This is a genomic window from Guyparkeria sp. TX1 (genome assembly GCF_046523965.1).
GTDB lineage: Bacteria > Pseudomonadota > Gammaproteobacteria > Halothiobacillales > Halothiobacillaceae > Guyparkeria.
Map to the genome: position 1 here is coordinate 727,789 of NZ_CP144142.1, position 15,231 is coordinate 743,019.

Below are 15,231 nucleotides of genomic sequence, written 5' to 3' on the forward strand. Positions count from 1 at the left end.
TGTTGTGCCTCGCCAATTCCCGGGGCGAGGCGTGGGGGCTGGCGGCTAGCCGTGCCGCTGTGCCCGGGCTCCGTGGCGAACGACATTCGTTGCGGCCATGCCGGCCAGCGCGACTGCGCTGTAAATCGCCGCATTGATCACATAGCCACCCAGATACGGCGCCGTACGCTGGGCGTATTCGAATGCCGCCATGGCCCCGAACTGGCCGGAGAAGGCGTAGAAGGTGACGTTCGAGATGCCGAATGCGATCACGCTGCCCGCGAGCAAAGCCCCAGCAATCCATGCCGTCCCTGCGAAGGTGTTTTTCGAGCCATTCGTCAGTTGCGTGTCCGCGAGTCGCCCCGCGCCCCAGAGGGCGGCATAGGCGGCCAGCACACCGGGATAGGCCGGTGAGAAGCAGCTGGCCATTGCCGCGCCATCGAGCCAGACGCTGCCCAGATCGATCGCGACGGCAAGCATCAGCAGACCGCCCAGCACCCGCAGTTGACGGAACCACAGCCCGGCCAGGAAAAAGACCGCCCAGGAGGTGTCCGCCAGGTGCAGCGCCGAGCTGAAGTGGTGATAGCGCGTGGCCAGCATCGAGATCGCCATGACGGCAAGCGCCGCAATGGCGACAACTCGGCTGGGCGGGAAAAGTCGTTCCTGGAGCGGATGGGGCATGGTCGGATGACGTCCTGAAAACCGGGTGGGAAGCGCTATGTTACCGGCCGTAGCGCAGGCTCACAAACACGCCACGTGGGGCTTGATTGTATCCCTGCTCGATCTGGTAATCGCGGTCGAAGAGATTGTCGATGCGTGCCTCCACGCGCCAGTTGGTATTGATCCGGTAGGCGCCGCGCAGGTCGGCGGTGACGAAGCCGGCGTTGTCCTGCATGCCGGTGCTTTTTGAATTGCTTTGGCCCCTGAGGGTCGCCCCGACGTCGAAGCGCCCGAGCCGTCGATCGACGTCCACGCGACCGTTCCAGCGCGGCTGACGGACCAGTCGTTCTCCTGTCGTACGGTCTTCGGTGGTCAGGTAGGTCAGGCTGGCGCTGGCGGACCAGTTCGCATCGGTGTAAGTGGCGAGGGCCTCGGCACCGTGGATTCGCGCGCGGTCGATATTGACCGGTTCGAAACCGGTCCGGATCAGGTCACGGCCGTTGGTACGAAATGCCGTGAATTCGGCTTGCCAGGAACCCTTTTGCCACTGGAGGCCGGCGCGACTGGTGCGTGTCCTTTCCGCGTCGAGATCCGGGTTGCTGAATCCGGCGAACGGCGCGTAAAGCAGATCGAATGAGGGAGCGGTAAACGCGGTACCGTGGCCGGCGGTGAGTGTCCACTGGCTGGTCAAGGTGTAGGCCAGATCTAGCGAGCCGGTGTTGGCCGTGCCGAACTGTTCGTTGAAATCACGACGAACGGCGGCTTGCAGATCCAGCCGTTCGCCCAAACGGGAATTGACCTGCAGGAACAGGGCGCGATTGATGCGGTCGTTGATCAGGTAATCCGGCGACGTCTCGGCGGAATCCCGGCTCCAGTCGCCGCCCACCGTGATCGTGTGCTGCTCATTGACCTGGAAATCGTTGGCAACGAACACGGTGTCACGTTGATCGTCGTAGGCATACGCGGGTTGCCGCGCTGACAGAATGGCACGGTTTTCATAGAAATCCCGATCGGCACTCGAGCGCCCGGCGCGAGCCCTCAGTTGCCAGAAGCCGATCTGGCCGGTGCTGGCGGAAACACCGAAGGCACGCGAGCTTTCCTCGACTTCGTTGGCCCCGAACGGACCGAAGGTGCTGTCGAACTCGGTTTCCGCTTCCGAGCCCAGGAAGTGGCCACGTATATGGCCACCATCGCCGAATCGGTAGCCGATCTGCCCTTGGGCAGATTGATTCCGATAGCCATCGTCGTCGGGGTCGCTGCCCTCGAAACTGTCGAACCCGTCGGTTTCACGGTGGGACAGGCCGAACGAATAGTCGAACGCCCCCTGCCGGCCACCAAGGTGCGCGTCGGCCTCGCGGTTTCCACGCGAGCCGGCGCCCATACCGCCGGATAGATGCGTGCCATCCGCCGTGCCCTTGCGGGTGAAGATCTGGATCACCCCGCCGCCCGCATCCGCGCCCCATTGCCCGGAACGCGGGCCGCGCACGATCTCGATGCGTTCGATCTGCGCCAGCGGAATGTGTTCGAGGTAACTCTGTCCGGCTGACGGCAGGCCGATTCGAATCCCGTCAACGAAGACGGCCGTCCGGCTGGCGCTCTGCCCCCAGATCGAGACGTTCGACTGTTTGCCCGGCCCGCCCAGATTGGTCACGTTCAGCCCGGGACGGCCTGCCAGCAGCTCTTCGAGCGACCGTGCCTGGCTGCGCTCGATCTCCTCGCGCGTGATGACGGTCTCGGGCATCGCGGGGGCGATGGCCGGTGCCTCGCGGGTGGCCGTGATGTTGATCGGACCCAGCCGGTCATCGGCCTGTGATGGGGCGAGGGTAAAAAGCCAGGTCAGGCCGGTGAGCCCGGCGGTGAGCGACGACAGTCGCCGTGGGATAGCATGCGTCATGGATTTGATTTCACGTGACCGACCAGCCCACCGCAGGTCGGGAATGCCGATCAGAGGCCGGTCTCCGGGCTCGTGGTCTAGGGTATGTTCCCTGTCGGCATCCCCTTCCCGGCCCGGCGGTTGCCTAAACCAGTGGCTACATGATGCCGACGTCACCACCTACCGTTGCGGGGGCAGCGCAGGCATTGGACCTGCTTCCCTGTTTCAGTGCCCGCCACGTTCCGCGGGGGCACCACCTCTGACGTCGGGGCGCATTGTTTGCAATCCGTTGCGCAAAGGCAAGGGGCTGGCGTGAGCCATTCTCATGCCCGAGATGAATCCCCTGTCGGGCGGTGAGCCGGTCGGGCCAGCCGGCCTTGTCGGCTACAATGACGAAGAAGCGCGAAACCTTATTTCACCGGATCAGGCCGTGACATGCCCTCGAATGCCCCTCCCACCATCCAGGCGACCCGTACATTGGCCGAAACCCGCCTGTTTCGCGTGGAGGGCGTGGATCTGTGCTTTGCCAATGGCACCGAGGTGCAGTTTGAGCGTCTCAAGGGCAGCGCCAACGGCGCGGTGATCGTCGCGGCAGTGACCGACCGTGACGAGTTCGTCCTGATTCGCGAATACGCCTGTGGCACCGAGCGCTACGAGCTGGGCCTTCCCAAGGGCCGGATCGATGCCGGCGAAACGCCGGTAAAGGCCGCCAATCGCGAACTGAGGGAAGAGGCCGGCTTCGCCGCCCGCCGCCTGACCCGGCTCAACGAAATGACCATGGCGCCCACCTATTCCGGCCAGCGCACGCAGCTGGTGCTGGCCGAATCGCTTTACCCGGCCCGTCTGCCGGGCGACGAGCCCGAGCCACTGGAGGTCAGTTTCCTGCCAATGGCCGATCTCGATGACTTTGCCGCCTCGGGCGATTGTTCCGAGGCAAGATCACTGGCCGCCATGTTCCTGGTGCGGGCGCACCGGCAGCTACGGGAAAGGGAAGGGAGCGCATGACGGATCGTGTAGCCCCGACGGGGGATTCAGCGGCTGGCGAGATCCCTGGTGTCGATGCCGCACTGCTCGCCGAGGTGCGGGCGATTGCCGCGGCGGCCGGGCGGGCGATCATGACGGTCTACCGGCAGGACTTCGCCGTCGAACGCAAGGCGGATGCCTCGCCGGTCACCGAGGCCGATCTGGTGGCCAATCAGCTGATTGCCGATCGTCTGGCCACCCTGGGTGACGGCTGGCCGATCATCACCGAAGAGGGACGTGCCCCGGCCTGGCGCGAGCGCTGCACCTGGTCGCGCTACTGGCTGGTCGACCCGCTCGACGGCACGCGCGAGTTCGTCAAGCGCAACGGTGAATTCTCCGTCAATATCGCGCTGATCGATGGCGGTGTGCCGGTGCTGGGTGTCGTGCTCGCGCCGGCGATCGATCTCGAGTACGCGGCGATTCGCGGTCAGGGCGCCTGGCGCTACCATGACGAGCCCGGCCCCATTCATGTGCGGGCTCCGGCCGATCCGCCCACCCTGGCGCTGTCCCGTTCGCACGCCAGCCGGCGTGAAATGCAGCTGATCGACACCTTCTCCCGACCGGGTGCCGAGGCCAGCGTGGTGCGCTGTGGCAGTTCGCTGAAGACCTGCCTGGTGGCCGAAGGCAAGGCGGATCTCTACCCGCGCCTGGGGCCCACCTCGGAATGGGATACCGCCGCCTCGCAGTGCGTGCTGGAGGCCGCCGGCGGCGAGTTGACCGATCTCTCGGGCCGTCCGCTGCGCTACAACACCCGCGAATCGTTGCTCAACCCGATGTTCGTGGCCCACAACGGCCTGCATCTGGATTTCGATCGGTTGCACGAGATCGCCGCGCTTTGAAGCGCTCGCCGGTGGGGGCCAGCCCCCGCCTGCAGCGGGAGCTGGCTGTTACTCGGGCTCGGGCTTGCCGGCGCGGATGCCGGCCTTGAGGTTGTCCCAGTGGGCCCAGTTCTCGGCGCTCGGCGGCATCTGCAGATGAAAGCCCAGCTTTTCGATGTGGTCGCGCACGGTGGTGCTATCGGTGCGCGCGAGCTGCCGGTCTGCCGATAGGTCCAGCGCCATCACGAACTCGAGTTCACCCAGGCGCTCGCGCACCATTTGATCGAGTTCATCCATGTCCTGTCCCTCGCGCACGAACAGATACATGTCGGGGTTCTTGCGACTCTTGAAGATATGCGCCTGCATGACGGGCTTGACCTGCCTAATTCACCGATGGATGGGTGGGCGATTGTCGCAGATTCCGCATCCTCCTGCCCTCGCCTTGACTATCGGTAGCCCGGGAACCCTCCGGGGTAGCGGCCGGAGTAGCCGGGCTCCTTGATCGGCTGGCCGTCGCTGGAATACGGATCGCGTGGCGGGCGATCGCCATCGCGCGGGCGATGGTAGGGCGGTGGTCTGTGGTTCGGGAAGGGTTGGCCGCTGTCGAACCAGAGCGAGAAGCCGTCGTCGTCGAGGCGCATGCCGCCATGCGCGGGATCGCGGTAGCGATCGTAGGGTGGCAAGTGCTCACCCCGCGGGTAGTAGGGGGTGTAACGGGGCTCGTCGCGCCACGGGGCGACCACGACTACCTCCGGGTTGGACAGGCGTTGCTCGAGGGCACGCCGCTCGGCCTCTTCGCGTGCACGCTGCTCGGCCTCGACACGCTCGTCGTATTCCTCGGCAATCCGCTTGATGCCCTCGCGAGCCGCTTCGCCCCCGCTGCCCGCCTCCGGCGCCGTGATGGTCTGTATCTCCATCTTGCCGTTGCAGGGCTCATCGGAGTAGACGATGCGCCCATCCGAGTGGATGCACTTGTAGACGGTTTCGGATTCCTGCGCGATGGCCGCCTCGGTCGCCCCCAGGGTCAGCGTCAGGGCCAGGGCCAGGGCCAGGGCCAGGGCGGCCATGCCGATGGTGGCCGGCAGTCGTAATGAGGTATGCAACCGGATCATCCTGCTCGCGCCCCGCGTGGTTGTCTTCAAGCTCGTTATCCCTAACGGGTATAGACCAGTTTGTCGCGGTCCGGTTTCGCCCTCGTCCGGTCGAGTCATTGATCCGAGAGGGCCGCTTCGATGTCCTTGGCCTTGGGCGCACCCTTGCCGGCCAGCTCCTGGGCAAAGACGTCCAGCCGGTGGCCCTCGAGCAGGTCGAGCAGGGCCTCGCGTCGTTGCCACTCGACCAGGTCCGGGTGGCCCTTCATCAGCCGGTTGCGCACCTGCTCGGCGAGCGGGGCGAAGGTCACCCGCAGCATGCGATCGCGCTCCGGCTGGCGCTCCGTCTTCTCCAGGCGCTTCTCGGCGCCCTCGAGGTAACGCGGCAAGGCGGCAAGCCGTTCCTCGCTCGCCAGCCAGATCAGGCCGGGGTGGACCAGCAGGTCGATCTGGTCGCCGATCTCCTTGGCCGCCTCGATCACCGACAACGGCAGCCGCCCGCTCAGCTGGCGGCGCAGGCGATGCTGGTGCTCGAGGATAGCCTTGATCCGCTGCGCGAGCGCCATGGCCCGGCGCGGCAGCTCGCCATCGAGACGGGCAAGACGCTGACGGAAGGTATCGGGGCCGCGAATCGGTGGCTCGCCGGCGACGGCCAGTTCCCAGGCCGCGCGGAAGATCAGCTCCTGGTCGAAGGCGCGGTCGGCCCGCCGGGATGCCTGCATGCCCTCATTGGGGACCGGGCGTGGGGATTTCAACCGGCTGTAGTGCAGACGGACGGTGTCCAGCGAACGGTCGCCGCGCAGGTCGGACTCGGCCTGTCGGACCATCTGGGCGCGGGCCAGCAACATCAACCGGACGACGCCGGCCTCGTGGACCCGGCGCGCGCGCCCGGGATCGGCGATCAGTTCGATCGCGACGTGATCACCGTGGTCCACCAGTGCCGGGTGCGCTTCGACTTGAGCGCCTCCACTCTCCACCGTGAGCTTTTCCGGCAGCTCGTCGAAGTCCCATTCGGTCGCTTGGTGATCCTCGAGGCGATGCTTGCTGCGCTGGTTGAATGCCTCCTGCGCGCGTTGGGCCTGCCGGCCGCGCAGGGCGTTGATGTCGCGGTCGGCGTCGATCGGCTCACCGTCCTCGTCGACGGCCACGAAGCGCATGCGCAGGTGCTCGGGCAGCTTCTGCTCGTCGAACAGGGCCGGGTCGACCTCGTGGCCGGTCATGCGGCGCAGTTCGTCGGCCACGGCCTGCGAGAGCGAGATGTCGGTGTCGGTGATGCGGTCCTCGACGGCCTCGGCAAAGCTCGGGGCCGGGACGAAATGGCGGCGCTCGGCCTTGGGCAGCGCCCGGATCATCGCCTCGATCTTCTCCCGGCGCAGGCCTGGTACGAGGTGTGTCGTTGGCGCGACATCGATGTGGTTCAGCAAGCCGAGTGGGACGTGAAGGCTCACGCCGTCATCCGGTTCGCCCGGGGCGAAGTGGTAGGCAAGCGTCAGTCGGTAGCGCCCCGCCTGCCAGTGGTCGGGCAACTCGGACAGCCGTCGGTCGTCGGGTTCGGTGGCCAGCAGGTCGTCGCGGGTCAACTCCAGGCTCGCCGCAGCGGCGCGGTCCTGCTTGATCCAGTGATTGAGCTTGCGCGCGTCGGTGACATCGGCCGGGATGCGGGCCTGGTAGAAGTCGTAGAGCGCCTGGTCGTCGACCAGGAAGGCCGGCCGGCGCAGCTTGGCCTCGAGCGTGCGGATCTCCTCGATCAATGCCTGGTTGTGTTGCCAGAACGGCTGGGCCGATTCGAAATCCCCCTCGACCAGGGCCCGGCGAATGAAGACCTCCCGGGCGGCGACCGGGTCGATCGCGCCGAAGTCGACCCGTCGCTTGGTGACGATCGGCAGACCGAACAGGCGCACGGTCTCGAAGGCTGTCACCCGGCCGGATTTCGGGTCCCAGCTGGGCTCGTTGTGCTCGTGGGTGACGAGATGGCCGGCCATCGGCTCGAGCCAGCGCGGATTGATGGGCGCGTTCATCCGCGCGAACACCTTGGAGGTCTCGACGATCTCGGCGGCCATCATCCACTTGGGCTGTGCCTTGACGGTCACCGAGCCGGGGAACAGGTAGAAACGGCGGTTGTGTGCGCCCAAGTACACGGTCGGCGCCCGGCGCTTCTTGCCGCGATGATCGCCGGCGGCCTGCTGGTAGCTCTTCGGGGGAGCCGGGTCACGCATCCCGACGTGATCGAGCAACCCGGCGAGTGCCGCCTGGTGCAACTGCTCGATGCGTCCGGCCAACGCAGCGGGGAGTTTCTGTTTCTCGCCTTCCTCGGGCTTGTCCGGCATCACGATCGGCTCGAACTCCGGCAGGCGAATGCGGAACATCTCGTCGACCGACTGGCGCAGCTGACCGACCAGATCATGCCACTCGGTCAGGCGGTTGGCGTTGAGGTAGCGCTTGATGGCCCACTGGCGTGCCTGGCGGCGGCTCTTGTGGCGGCGCACCTCGTGCCAGGCCGACCAGAGCGCGAGCGCACTGGCGAAGTCCGAATCGGCCAGGGCGAATTCGCGATGGGCGGCATCGGCAGCGCCGCGTGCCTCGGTCGGTCGTTCACGCGGGTCCTGCAGGGCGAGGAACGCGGCGACCACCAGCATGTCCTCGGTGGCCCGGTCGCCGTGCTCGCGGGCCGCCACGATCATCCGGCCCAGGGTCGGGTCGATCGGCAGGCGCGAGAGTCGGCGGCCGATTTCGGTCAGGTGACCTTGCTCGTCGAGCGCGCGCAGCTCGAACAGGTGCTTGCGCGCCGAGGCCAGCTGGCGGGGCTCCGGTGGCTCGATAAAGGGGAAGTCCTCGGCCCGGCCCAGCTTGAGCGAGTCGAGTTGCAACAGCACCGAGGCGAGGTTGCTGCGCAGGATTTCGGGATCGGTGAAGGCCGGGCGCGACTCGAAATCCTCTTCATCAAAGAGGCGAATGCACACGCCCGGGGCGATCCGCCCGCAGCGCCCGGCGCGTTGGTTGGCCGAGGCCCGCGAGATCGGTTCGATGCCGAGCTTCTGCAGTCGGGCGCGCGGGTGGTAACGGCTGATCCGTGCCACGCCCGAGTCGATCACGTAGTGGATGCCTGGCACGGTCAGCGAGGTCTCGGCGACGTTGGTCGACAGCACGATGCGTCGTCCGGCGTGCGGGGCGAACACGCGCTGCTGGTCGGCGGCCGACAGGCGCGCATACAGCGGCAGGATCTCGGTGTTCCGCAGACCGTGGCGCGAGAGCTGGCGCTCGGTCTCGCGGATCTCGCGCTCACCGGGCAGGAACACCAGGATGTCGCCGGGGCCCTCGTGGACCAGCTCGTCGACCGCGTGCATCACGCCGCGGGCGACGACCGAGCCCAGCTCCTCGTCGCGGTCGGATTCCGGTGGACGATAACGCACCTCGACCGGGTAGCCCCGGCCGCTGACCGAGATGATCGGCGGGCGGCCGTCGCGCTCGTCGGCAAAGTGCTCGGCGAAGCGCTCGGGGTCGATGGTCGCCGAGGTGATGATCAGCCGGAAGTCCGGCCGGCGCTTGAGCAGGCGCTTCATCACCCCCAGCAGGAAATCGATATTGAGGCTGCGCTCGTGTGCCTCGTCGATGATCAGCGCGTCGTAGCGCAAGAGATCGCGGTCGTGTTGCAGCTCGGCGAGCAGCAGGCCGTCGGTCATCACCGCCACGCGCGAGTTCGGGCGGGTCTGATCGGAGAAGCGTACCTTGTAGCCGACCGCCGTGCGCCCGTCGCCGCCCCCCGCGTCGCCGCCTAGGCCCTCGTCGAGCTCCTCGGCCAGTCGCCGGGCGACGTTGCGCGCCGCGATCCGCCGCGGCTGGGTGTGGCCGATCAGCCCGCGACGGCCGTAGCCGAGTTCGAGCAGCATCTTCGGGATCTGGGTGGTCTTGCCCGAGCCGGTCTCGCCGGCAATGATGGTGACCGGGTGGGACTGGATGGCCTCGAGGATTTCCTCGCGCGCCCCAGACACCGGCAGGCTCTCGGGGTAGGCGATGTCGATCGCCAGGGCATCGCGCGCGGCCACCTCGTCGGCGGCGGCCGTCACGCGGTCGAGCAATCGATGCAGGGCCTCCTCGTCCGGGCGGCCTTCCTCGAGCCGGCGCAACTGCCGGTCGACCTGTGGCAGATGACGCAGGGCCAGGTGATCGCGATTGGCGTTGATATACGCGAGAATGCTCGCCGGATCGGCGGTGTCGACGGGATGACTCATCCGACCCATTGTACGAGATGGCATGGGTTGGATCGGCACATACTGGACAAGGATGGTTGGTCGCCCGATGGCCCGGGCCGAACACGCACTCACGCAGAGGTTGCCCCATGCCGGAAAACGTCAGTTTCTTCGCCGCCCTGGCCGTCGGGTTTTTCGGCGGTGTGCACTGCGTCGGCATGTGCGGCGGGATCGTCGGTGCGCTGACCTTCGGCCTGCCCGCCGAGACGCGCGAGCGCGCCTCGCGGCTGTTCCCCTACCTGCTTGCCTACAACCTCGCCCGGATCACCTCCTACACCGTCGCCGGGGCGATTGCCGGGACGATCGGGTTGCTGGGGCTGTCGCTGGTGCCGATGCAGCAGGCCCAGTTGGTGCTGCTGGGCATCGCTGGCTTGTTCATGGTGATGATGGGGCTGTACGTCGGCGGCTGGTGGTTCGGGCTGACGCGGATCGAGCGCTTCGGCTCGCGGCTGTGGCGCTTTATCGAGCCGGTGGGGCGTCGCCTGATGCCCGTGACTACGCCCACGCAGGCCTTCGGCCTGGGGCTGGTGTGGGGGTGGCTGCCCTGTGGCCTGGTCTACAGCGTGCTGATCTGGGCGCTGTCGGCGGGCGGCCCGTTGCAGGGGGCGCTACTGATGCTCGGCTTTGGCCTGGGCACGTTGCCGAACCTGCTTGCAATGGGCGCGTTCGCCGGGCAGTTGTCCGCCTTCGTGCGCCGGCCCTGGGTGCGCCGGGTCGCCGGCGGCATGGTGATCGCCTTTGGCGTCTACCAACTGCTGGTGGCCGGCGCGCGCCTGTCCGGCTGAACGGGTTACGCTCCGCGCGCCCCCAATCCCGGTCTGCGGCCTTAGCCGGCTATCACAAACTCGCCCAGCCCCTCGGGCGGCTCCTCTCGCACCGCGAGATCCTCGACCCGTGCCCGAGGCGGCCCGTCACGCAGCTTTTCCAGCATCGTCGACACCGTAGCCGTGTCGCCTTCGAATACCGCCTCGACCCGGCCGTCGTCGAGGTTGCGCACCCAGCCGGCCAGTCCCAGCGCCTGCGCCTGCTGCCGGGTGAAGTCGCGGAAGAACACGCCCTGCACGCGTCCGCTGACATGCACGTGTCGCCGGATGGTGTCGGCCATGGTCATCTCCCTCGGATCTGGATTCAGTCGAGCTCCCGCGCCTCGGCCGTCTGCGAGTCGTGCTTCGCGCGAGCCGCCTCGGGGACCTCCAAGTGAAGCAGGGTGCCCGGTCCCGTGCCCTCACGCACGATGTGCAACTGGCTGGCGTCGTGGTCGAAGGCGATGCCTTCCCACTGCTCGATGCGGGGCAGCGAGCGCGATGCGACCGGTTGGCGAATGGCCTCGCTCCAGCGTTCACCCACATCGCGGCGGAAGAAATACAGCGACGAATAAGTCAGTACCGCCAGCAGGCGGCCGTCGGGCGATAGCGCCATGCCGGTGGGCAGGCTGGTCTGGCGGCCGGTCAGCGGCGAGAGCAGCCAGTTGATCGGGTCGGTGGGTGCCAGGCCGCCCATCGGGCCGAGCAGGCGGGCTTCGTGCACCTCGGCACTGGCCAGGCGCTCGCGCGGGCTGCCCTCGTCGGGGAACGGCTGGCGTGCCGACAGTGGCAGGGCGAACAGGCGCGGCGGGTCCTCACGCTTGGTGAGCACCAGAATCTGGTCGCCATGCGGGTCGACAACCATGGCCTCGGTATCGGCCGGCCCGTCAGGATAGCTAAAGCGCAGCAGATGGGTCGGCGTGGTGGTGTGTGTCGTGACCGATCGTGGCAGTTCGGTCGGCTCGTCGATGAACCACAGCGCGTAGTCCGGCCAGCTGTCGCGATTGTCGCCGGTGTCGGCGACCACCAGGCTATGCGAGCCATCGATTCGGAAGCTGTCGATCGCCTCCCAGTCGCGTTGGGTCACCCCGTCCAGTTCGAGGCTCAGCAGGTGTCGCCCTTCGTGGTCGATGCCATGCACGAGCGGGGTGACGCGCTGCATGGAGCCGGGGTCGTTGATGTTGTCGTTGTGCGTCCAGAGCAGCCCGGCATGCTGGTCGGACTGTGTCAGCCCGGATGCCTCGTCGATGGCGCTCGGCAACTCGTGCTCCGCCGGGGCGGGTGGTGCGGCCCACAGGGGAATGCTGGCGGCTCCAAGCAGTAGGAGCAGCAGCCCGGTTGGCCAGCGGTGTGGGTCACTTTGGATTAGGGCCATGGTCAGTGACGGGGTAAGCAGAGATGGAAACGCCCCGCTCCACTAGGGAAGCTCTGCACGAATACGCAATGCCTCTGCGGGTCGCCAGGCGTCCAGATGCAAGACGCAGTGCGCCGACCAATGGCGATGGTCATTGGCAAGCGCTGCAACACCGCAGATGGGCGCCTGGAGGCCCGCCCTGCGGGGCTTGCCGGCTTGTTCGCCATCGGTGTTGCCGATTCTCGCCGGGCCCTCGTTATCATATTGGGCCCGCCTTCCAATCGGCGCCTTGATGGCGAACAAGCCGGCAAGCCAGAGGCATTGCGTATTCGTGCAGAGCTTCCCTGGGGCATCCCGGTTGGGCGGGGCGTGTTTCTGGATCGGCCGTTAGCCGGATCGGTTCAAGTGGGATTCTCGCAAAGGGGCGAGGTTCCCCGGGCACTGCCGCCGTGGCGGTCAGGCCGGGCCGTCTCCGGACTTGTCGACCCCCGCGCCACGCGTGTCGAAACCGATCAGCTTGTAGACCGGGCAGAAGTTGATCACGCCGGTGGCGAGAGGAATGATGCCGATGTAACCCCACCAGCCGATCACGCCAAACAGCGCCAAGGCGATCAGCAAGACGCCGACCACGATGCGCAACCACTTGTCGATCATTCCCACGTTGGCAGTCATCTCAGCATCCTCCGGTTGAGCGGGTTAAAAAGTCCATGCCCGGAGTGTAGTCACTCGGGCGGGAATTTCCCGTGCTCGACGCGGTGCAGCGCGATGCGCTTCTCGAAGAAGATGCTGAAGTCGGCGTAATCCCAGCGCGTGATGGGCGGCGTGGGGTGTTTGCCCGTGGCGGGCACGGGGGCGTGGCGACGCTCCGGCTCGCCGAAACGGGCGATGACCTGCTCCTGGGTCAGGCCGTGGACCGCGGCCGAGCGGTCGCCGCCCTGGGCGAGTGTCGGGCTGGCGGCCAGGATGCCGGCGAGTACCAGCAGGGCGACGGCCAGCGGCCGGGCGAGATGCGTCAGCGGGGTCATGATCGGCTCCTTGTCTTGCATTGATGACTCGTTCCCTGAATGATCGTCTGTCGCGCCCCGGTGGCCGGGCGGTGCCGATGCCCCGCTGGGGGCGGCCCGGCGGCCGGCGCGGCGGGGTGTTCGGCGCGATTGTCGCTAGTCTGCGTCACGCCGCCGTTGGCTGCAAGCGAGATGACCGGCGGCGCGGGTTAGACTCTCGTCCCGATACGTGGGCACGAATCGGCGGTTTCACGGTCGAAAAGGCCCACGACGAGTCGATTCATGTCGGCTCTCTTACGATATTCACCTACAGCACAGCAGGGGTCTGCATGCGGCGGACATTCGAATGGATGATCGGGTTGCGCTACACGCGCGCCAAACGACGCAACAGGTTTGTGTCGTTCATTTCGGCCACCTCGATCATTGGCATCACCCTCGGCGTGACCGCCCTGATCGTGGTGATCTCGGTGATGAACGGCTTCCAGGACGAGCTGCGCGAGCGCATCCTCGGGATGACCGCGCACGTCACCGTCAGCGAGCGGGGCGGTTCACTGGGTGACTGGCAGACGGTCGCCGAGCGGGTCGGCGAGGAGCCGTCGGTGCAGGCGGTCGCGCCCTACGTGCAGGCCGAGGCCATGCTGTCGGCCTCCTCGGAGGTCTCGGGGGCGATTATCCGCGGCATAGAGCCGGAGCGGGAATCGCCGGTCACCGACATCGGGGCCCATATGAAGGAGGGGGCGCTTGATGCCCTCGAACCGGGCGAGTTCGGCATCGTGCTGGGCTCGGCGCTGGCGCGCTCGCTGGGCGTGGAACTGGGCGACCGATTGATGCTGATCAGCGCGGACGTCGCGGTCACGCCGGTCGGCGGCATGCTGCGCCAGCGGCGCTTTACCGTGGTGGGGCTGTTCGAGGTCGGCATGTACGAATACGACCGCGGCACGGCGATGATCCACATGGCCGATGCCCAGGCGCTGTTCCGCACCGGTGAAGGCGTCTCGGGGCTGCGTCTCAAACTCGACGACATCTTCGGTGCGCCGGCCGTGGCGCGGGATCTCAATGAGCAGCTGGGTTACCCGTACGTGGCGCAGGACTGGACCCAGTCGAACGCCAATTTCTTCCGCGCCATCCAGATCGAGCGCACGGTGATGTTCATCATCCTGTCGCTGATCGTGGCGGTGGCCGCGTTCAATATCGTCTCGACGCTCGTGATGCTGGTCACCGACAAGCAGGGCGACATCGCCATATTGCGCACGCTCGGCGCCAGCCCGGGTTCGATCATGATGATCTTCATCATCACCGGGGTGGTGATCGGTCTGATCGGCACGCTGGTCGGGGTGGGCGTGGGCGTGCTGATTGCCGAGAACATCGGCGTGATCGTGCCCTGGATCGAAGATTTGGTCGGCACCCAGTTCATGCCTGCGGACGTCTATTACATCAGCGAAGTGCCCTCACGGCTCGACTGGGGCGACGTCGGCCTGATCGGCCTGATGGCCTTCGCGCTCTCGTTCCTGGCCACGCTGTATCCCGCGTGGCGCGCCTCCCGTGTCCAGCCGGCCCAAGCGCTCCGCTATGAATAACGAGGCCCTGCGTTATGAATGATCTCCCCGATACCCCTCGTTTGGTACTCGAGGCCAAGGGACTCACCCGCACCTTCCGCGAGGGCAGTCTCAATGTCGAGGTGCTGCGCGGCATCGACCTGGCCATTCACGCCGGTGAGCGGACGGCGATCGTCGGTGCCTCCGGGGCGGGCAAGTCCAGTCTGCTCTCGCTGCTGGCGGGGCTCGACCAGCCCACCGAGGGCGAGGTGTGGCTGGCAGGCCAGCGTTTCTCGGCCATGGGCGAGCGCCGTCGGGGGTTGCTCCGCAACCAGCACCTGGGTTTCGTCTATCAGGCCCATCACCTGTTGCCGGAATTCTCGGCGCTGACCAACGTCGCCATGCCCCTGATCATCCGCCGCGAACCGCGCGAGCAGGCCGAATCGCAGGCGCGCGCCCTGCTCGAGCGCGTCGGGCTGGGGCATCGGCTCGATCATCGTCCCGGTGAACTCTCGGGCGGTGAGCGCCAGCGCGTCGCCATTGCCCGGGCGCTGGTCACCCGGCCGGCGGTGGTGCTGGCCGACGAGCCCACCGGCAACCTCGATACCCGCAGCACCGAGGCGATCTTTCAGGCGATGCTCGAACTCAATCAGGCGATGGGTAGCGCCATCGTGCTGGTCACCCACGATCTCGAGTTGGCCGCCCGGATGGATCGCACCCTGCACATCGCCGACGGCCTGATCACCGACCGCGCCTGAGGCGCGACCCTCCTGCGCGCAGCGTCCCGCCGGCATCGCTCTGTTTCTCAAAACATATTGCGACCCGGCCATCACGGTCTACGCTC

At 67.0% G+C, this 15,231-nt stretch carries 14 protein-coding genes and 1 riboswitch; of the genes, 5 read left to right on the forward strand and 9 right to left on the reverse strand.

Features of this window, described 5'->3' with window-relative positions; all coding sequences use genetic code 11:
- Positions 1-45: 45 nt before the first annotated feature.
- Both VWP12_RS03475 and VWP12_RS03480 read right to left on the reverse strand, forming a co-directional pair.
- Positions 46-660, reverse strand: coding sequence for a hypothetical protein (locus VWP12_RS03475; protein WP_410474624.1), 615 nt, complete (start codon positions 658-660; stop codon positions 46-48).
- A 40-nt stretch (positions 661-700) separates the two neighbouring features.
- A complete protein-coding gene (locus VWP12_RS03480; protein WP_410474625.1) occupies positions 701-2,533 on the reverse strand; it encodes a TonB-dependent receptor domain-containing protein in 1,833 nt (610 codons plus the stop codon).
- Between the two features lie 37 nt (positions 2,534-2,570).
- Positions 2,571-2,788, reverse strand: a riboswitch (cobalamin riboswitch).
- A 159-nt stretch (positions 2,789-2,947) separates the two neighbouring features.
- Between VWP12_RS03480 and nudE the strand changes: the two genes are divergently transcribed.
- The gene (gene nudE, locus VWP12_RS03485; protein ID WP_410474626.1) at positions 2,948-3,517 is read left to right on the forward strand and encodes an ADP compounds hydrolase NudE; all 570 of its coding nucleotides are present in this window, start codon (positions 2,948-2,950) and stop codon (positions 3,515-3,517) included.
- Positions 3,514-4,374, forward strand: a complete 861-nt coding sequence (gene cysQ / locus VWP12_RS03490) for a 3'(2'),5'-bisphosphate nucleotidase CysQ (RefSeq protein WP_410474627.1) — start codon at positions 3,514-3,516, stop codon at positions 4,372-4,374. Before nudE ends, cysQ begins: the two co-directional genes overlap by 4 nt.
- 48 nt (positions 4,375-4,422) lie before the next feature.
- Here cysQ and VWP12_RS03495 read toward each other — a convergent pair whose 3' ends face one another.
- From VWP12_RS03495 to hrpA, 3 genes are all read right to left on the reverse strand, one after another.
- Positions 4,423-4,719 (reverse strand): YcgL domain-containing protein, encoded by a 297-nt coding sequence (locus VWP12_RS03495; RefSeq protein WP_125198122.1) that lies wholly within the window; start codon positions 4,717-4,719, stop codon positions 4,423-4,425.
- An 80-nt stretch (positions 4,720-4,799) separates the two neighbouring features.
- Complete coding sequence (locus tag VWP12_RS03500; protein WP_410474628.1) at positions 4,800-5,465, reverse strand: DUF4124 domain-containing protein; 666 nt, start codon at positions 5,463-5,465, stop codon at positions 4,800-4,802.
- A gap of 95 nt (positions 5,466-5,560) precedes the next feature.
- A complete protein-coding gene (gene hrpA / locus VWP12_RS03505) occupies positions 5,561-9,673 on the reverse strand; it encodes an ATP-dependent RNA helicase HrpA (protein ID WP_410474629.1) in 4,113 nt (1,370 codons plus the stop codon).
- A gap of 107 nt (positions 9,674-9,780) precedes the next feature.
- Between hrpA and VWP12_RS03510 the strand changes: the two genes are divergently transcribed.
- Positions 9,781-10,476 (forward strand): sulfite exporter TauE/SafE family protein, encoded by a 696-nt coding sequence (locus VWP12_RS03510; RefSeq protein WP_410474630.1) that lies wholly within the window; start codon positions 9,781-9,783, stop codon positions 10,474-10,476.
- Positions 10,477-10,517: 41 nt separating this feature from the next.
- On the opposite strand, the gene VWP12_RS03515 is transcribed toward VWP12_RS03510, so the two are convergent.
- The 4 genes from VWP12_RS03515 to VWP12_RS03530 form a co-directional block, all read right to left on the reverse strand.
- Positions 10,518-10,796: an acylphosphatase gene (locus VWP12_RS03515; protein WP_410474631.1), complete on the reverse strand. Its 279-nt coding sequence runs from the start codon at positions 10,794-10,796 to the stop codon at positions 10,518-10,520.
- Between the two features lie 23 nt (positions 10,797-10,819).
- On the reverse strand, positions 10,820-11,869 hold the full coding sequence (locus tag VWP12_RS03520) for a hypothetical protein (protein ID WP_410474632.1): 1,050 nt from the start codon (positions 11,867-11,869) through the stop codon (positions 10,820-10,822).
- Positions 11,870-12,304: 435 nt separating this feature from the next.
- On the reverse strand, positions 12,305-12,520 hold the full coding sequence (locus VWP12_RS03525) for a DUF2892 domain-containing protein (protein WP_125198116.1): 216 nt from the start codon (positions 12,518-12,520) through the stop codon (positions 12,305-12,307).
- Positions 12,521-12,570: 50 nt separating this feature from the next.
- Positions 12,571-12,894 carry a hypothetical protein gene (locus VWP12_RS03530; RefSeq protein WP_410474633.1) on the reverse strand — a complete coding sequence of 108 codons (324 nt, stop codon included), beginning with the start codon at positions 12,892-12,894 and terminating at the stop codon, positions 12,571-12,573.
- Positions 12,895-13,181: 287 nt separating this feature from the next.
- Between VWP12_RS03530 and VWP12_RS03535 the strand changes: the two genes are divergently transcribed.
- Together VWP12_RS03535 and VWP12_RS03540 are read left to right on the forward strand one after the other, a co-directional pair.
- Positions 13,182-14,429: a lipoprotein-releasing ABC transporter permease subunit gene (locus tag VWP12_RS03535; RefSeq protein ID WP_410474634.1), complete on the forward strand. Its 1,248-nt coding sequence runs from the start codon at positions 13,182-13,184 to the stop codon at positions 14,427-14,429.
- A gap of 14 nt (positions 14,430-14,443) precedes the next feature.
- Positions 14,444-15,145, forward strand: coding sequence for an ABC transporter ATP-binding protein (locus VWP12_RS03540; protein ID WP_410474635.1), 702 nt, complete (start codon positions 14,444-14,446; stop codon positions 15,143-15,145).
- Positions 15,146-15,231 lie beyond the last annotated feature (86 nt).

What these genes read in the sequence shown, in the direction of transcription:
- VWP12_RS03500 (WP_410474628.1), bottom strand. Translation starts at nt 5,465, where the DNA reads ATGATCCGGTTGCATACCTCATTACGACTGCCGGCCACCATCGGCATG.
- cysQ (WP_410474627.1), top strand. Translation starts at nt 3,514, where the DNA reads ATGACGGATCGTGTAGCCCCGACGGGGGATTCAGCGGCTGGCGAGATC.
- VWP12_RS03475 (WP_410474624.1), bottom strand. Translation starts at nt 660, where the DNA reads ATGCCCCATCCGCTCCAGGAACGACTTTTCCCGCCCAGCCGAGTTGTC.
- VWP12_RS03495 (WP_125198122.1), bottom strand. Translation starts at nt 4,719, where the DNA reads ATGCAGGCGCATATCTTCAAGAGTCGCAAGAACCCCGACATGTATCTG.
- VWP12_RS03525 (WP_125198116.1), bottom strand. Translation starts at nt 12,520, where the DNA reads ATGACTGCCAACGTGGGAATGATCGACAAGTGGTTGCGCATCGTGGTC.
- nudE (WP_410474626.1), top strand. Translation starts at nt 2,948, where the DNA reads ATGCCCTCGAATGCCCCTCCCACCATCCAGGCGACCCGTACATTGGCC.
- VWP12_RS03540 (WP_410474635.1), top strand. Translation starts at nt 14,444, where the DNA reads ATGAATGATCTCCCCGATACCCCTCGTTTGGTACTCGAGGCCAAGGGA.
- VWP12_RS03510 (WP_410474630.1), top strand. Translation starts at nt 9,781, where the DNA reads ATGCCGGAAAACGTCAGTTTCTTCGCCGCCCTGGCCGTCGGGTTTTTC.
- VWP12_RS03520 (WP_410474632.1), bottom strand. Translation starts at nt 11,869, where the DNA reads ATGGCCCTAATCCAAAGTGACCCACACCGCTGGCCAACCGGGCTGCTG.
- VWP12_RS03535 (WP_410474634.1), top strand. Translation starts at nt 13,182, where the DNA reads ATGCGGCGGACATTCGAATGGATGATCGGGTTGCGCTACACGCGCGCC.
- VWP12_RS03480 (WP_410474625.1), bottom strand. Translation starts at nt 2,533, where the DNA reads ATGACGCATGCTATCCCACGGCGACTGTCGTCGCTCACCGCCGGGCTC.
- hrpA (WP_410474629.1), bottom strand. Translation starts at nt 9,673, where the DNA reads ATGAGTCATCCCGTCGACACCGCCGATCCGGCGAGCATTCTCGCGTAT.
- VWP12_RS03530 (WP_410474633.1), bottom strand. Translation starts at nt 12,894, where the DNA reads ATGCAAGACAAGGAGCCGATCATGACCCCGCTGACGCATCTCGCCCGG.
- VWP12_RS03515 (WP_410474631.1), bottom strand. Translation starts at nt 10,796, where the DNA reads ATGGCCGACACCATCCGGCGACACGTGCATGTCAGCGGACGCGTGCAG.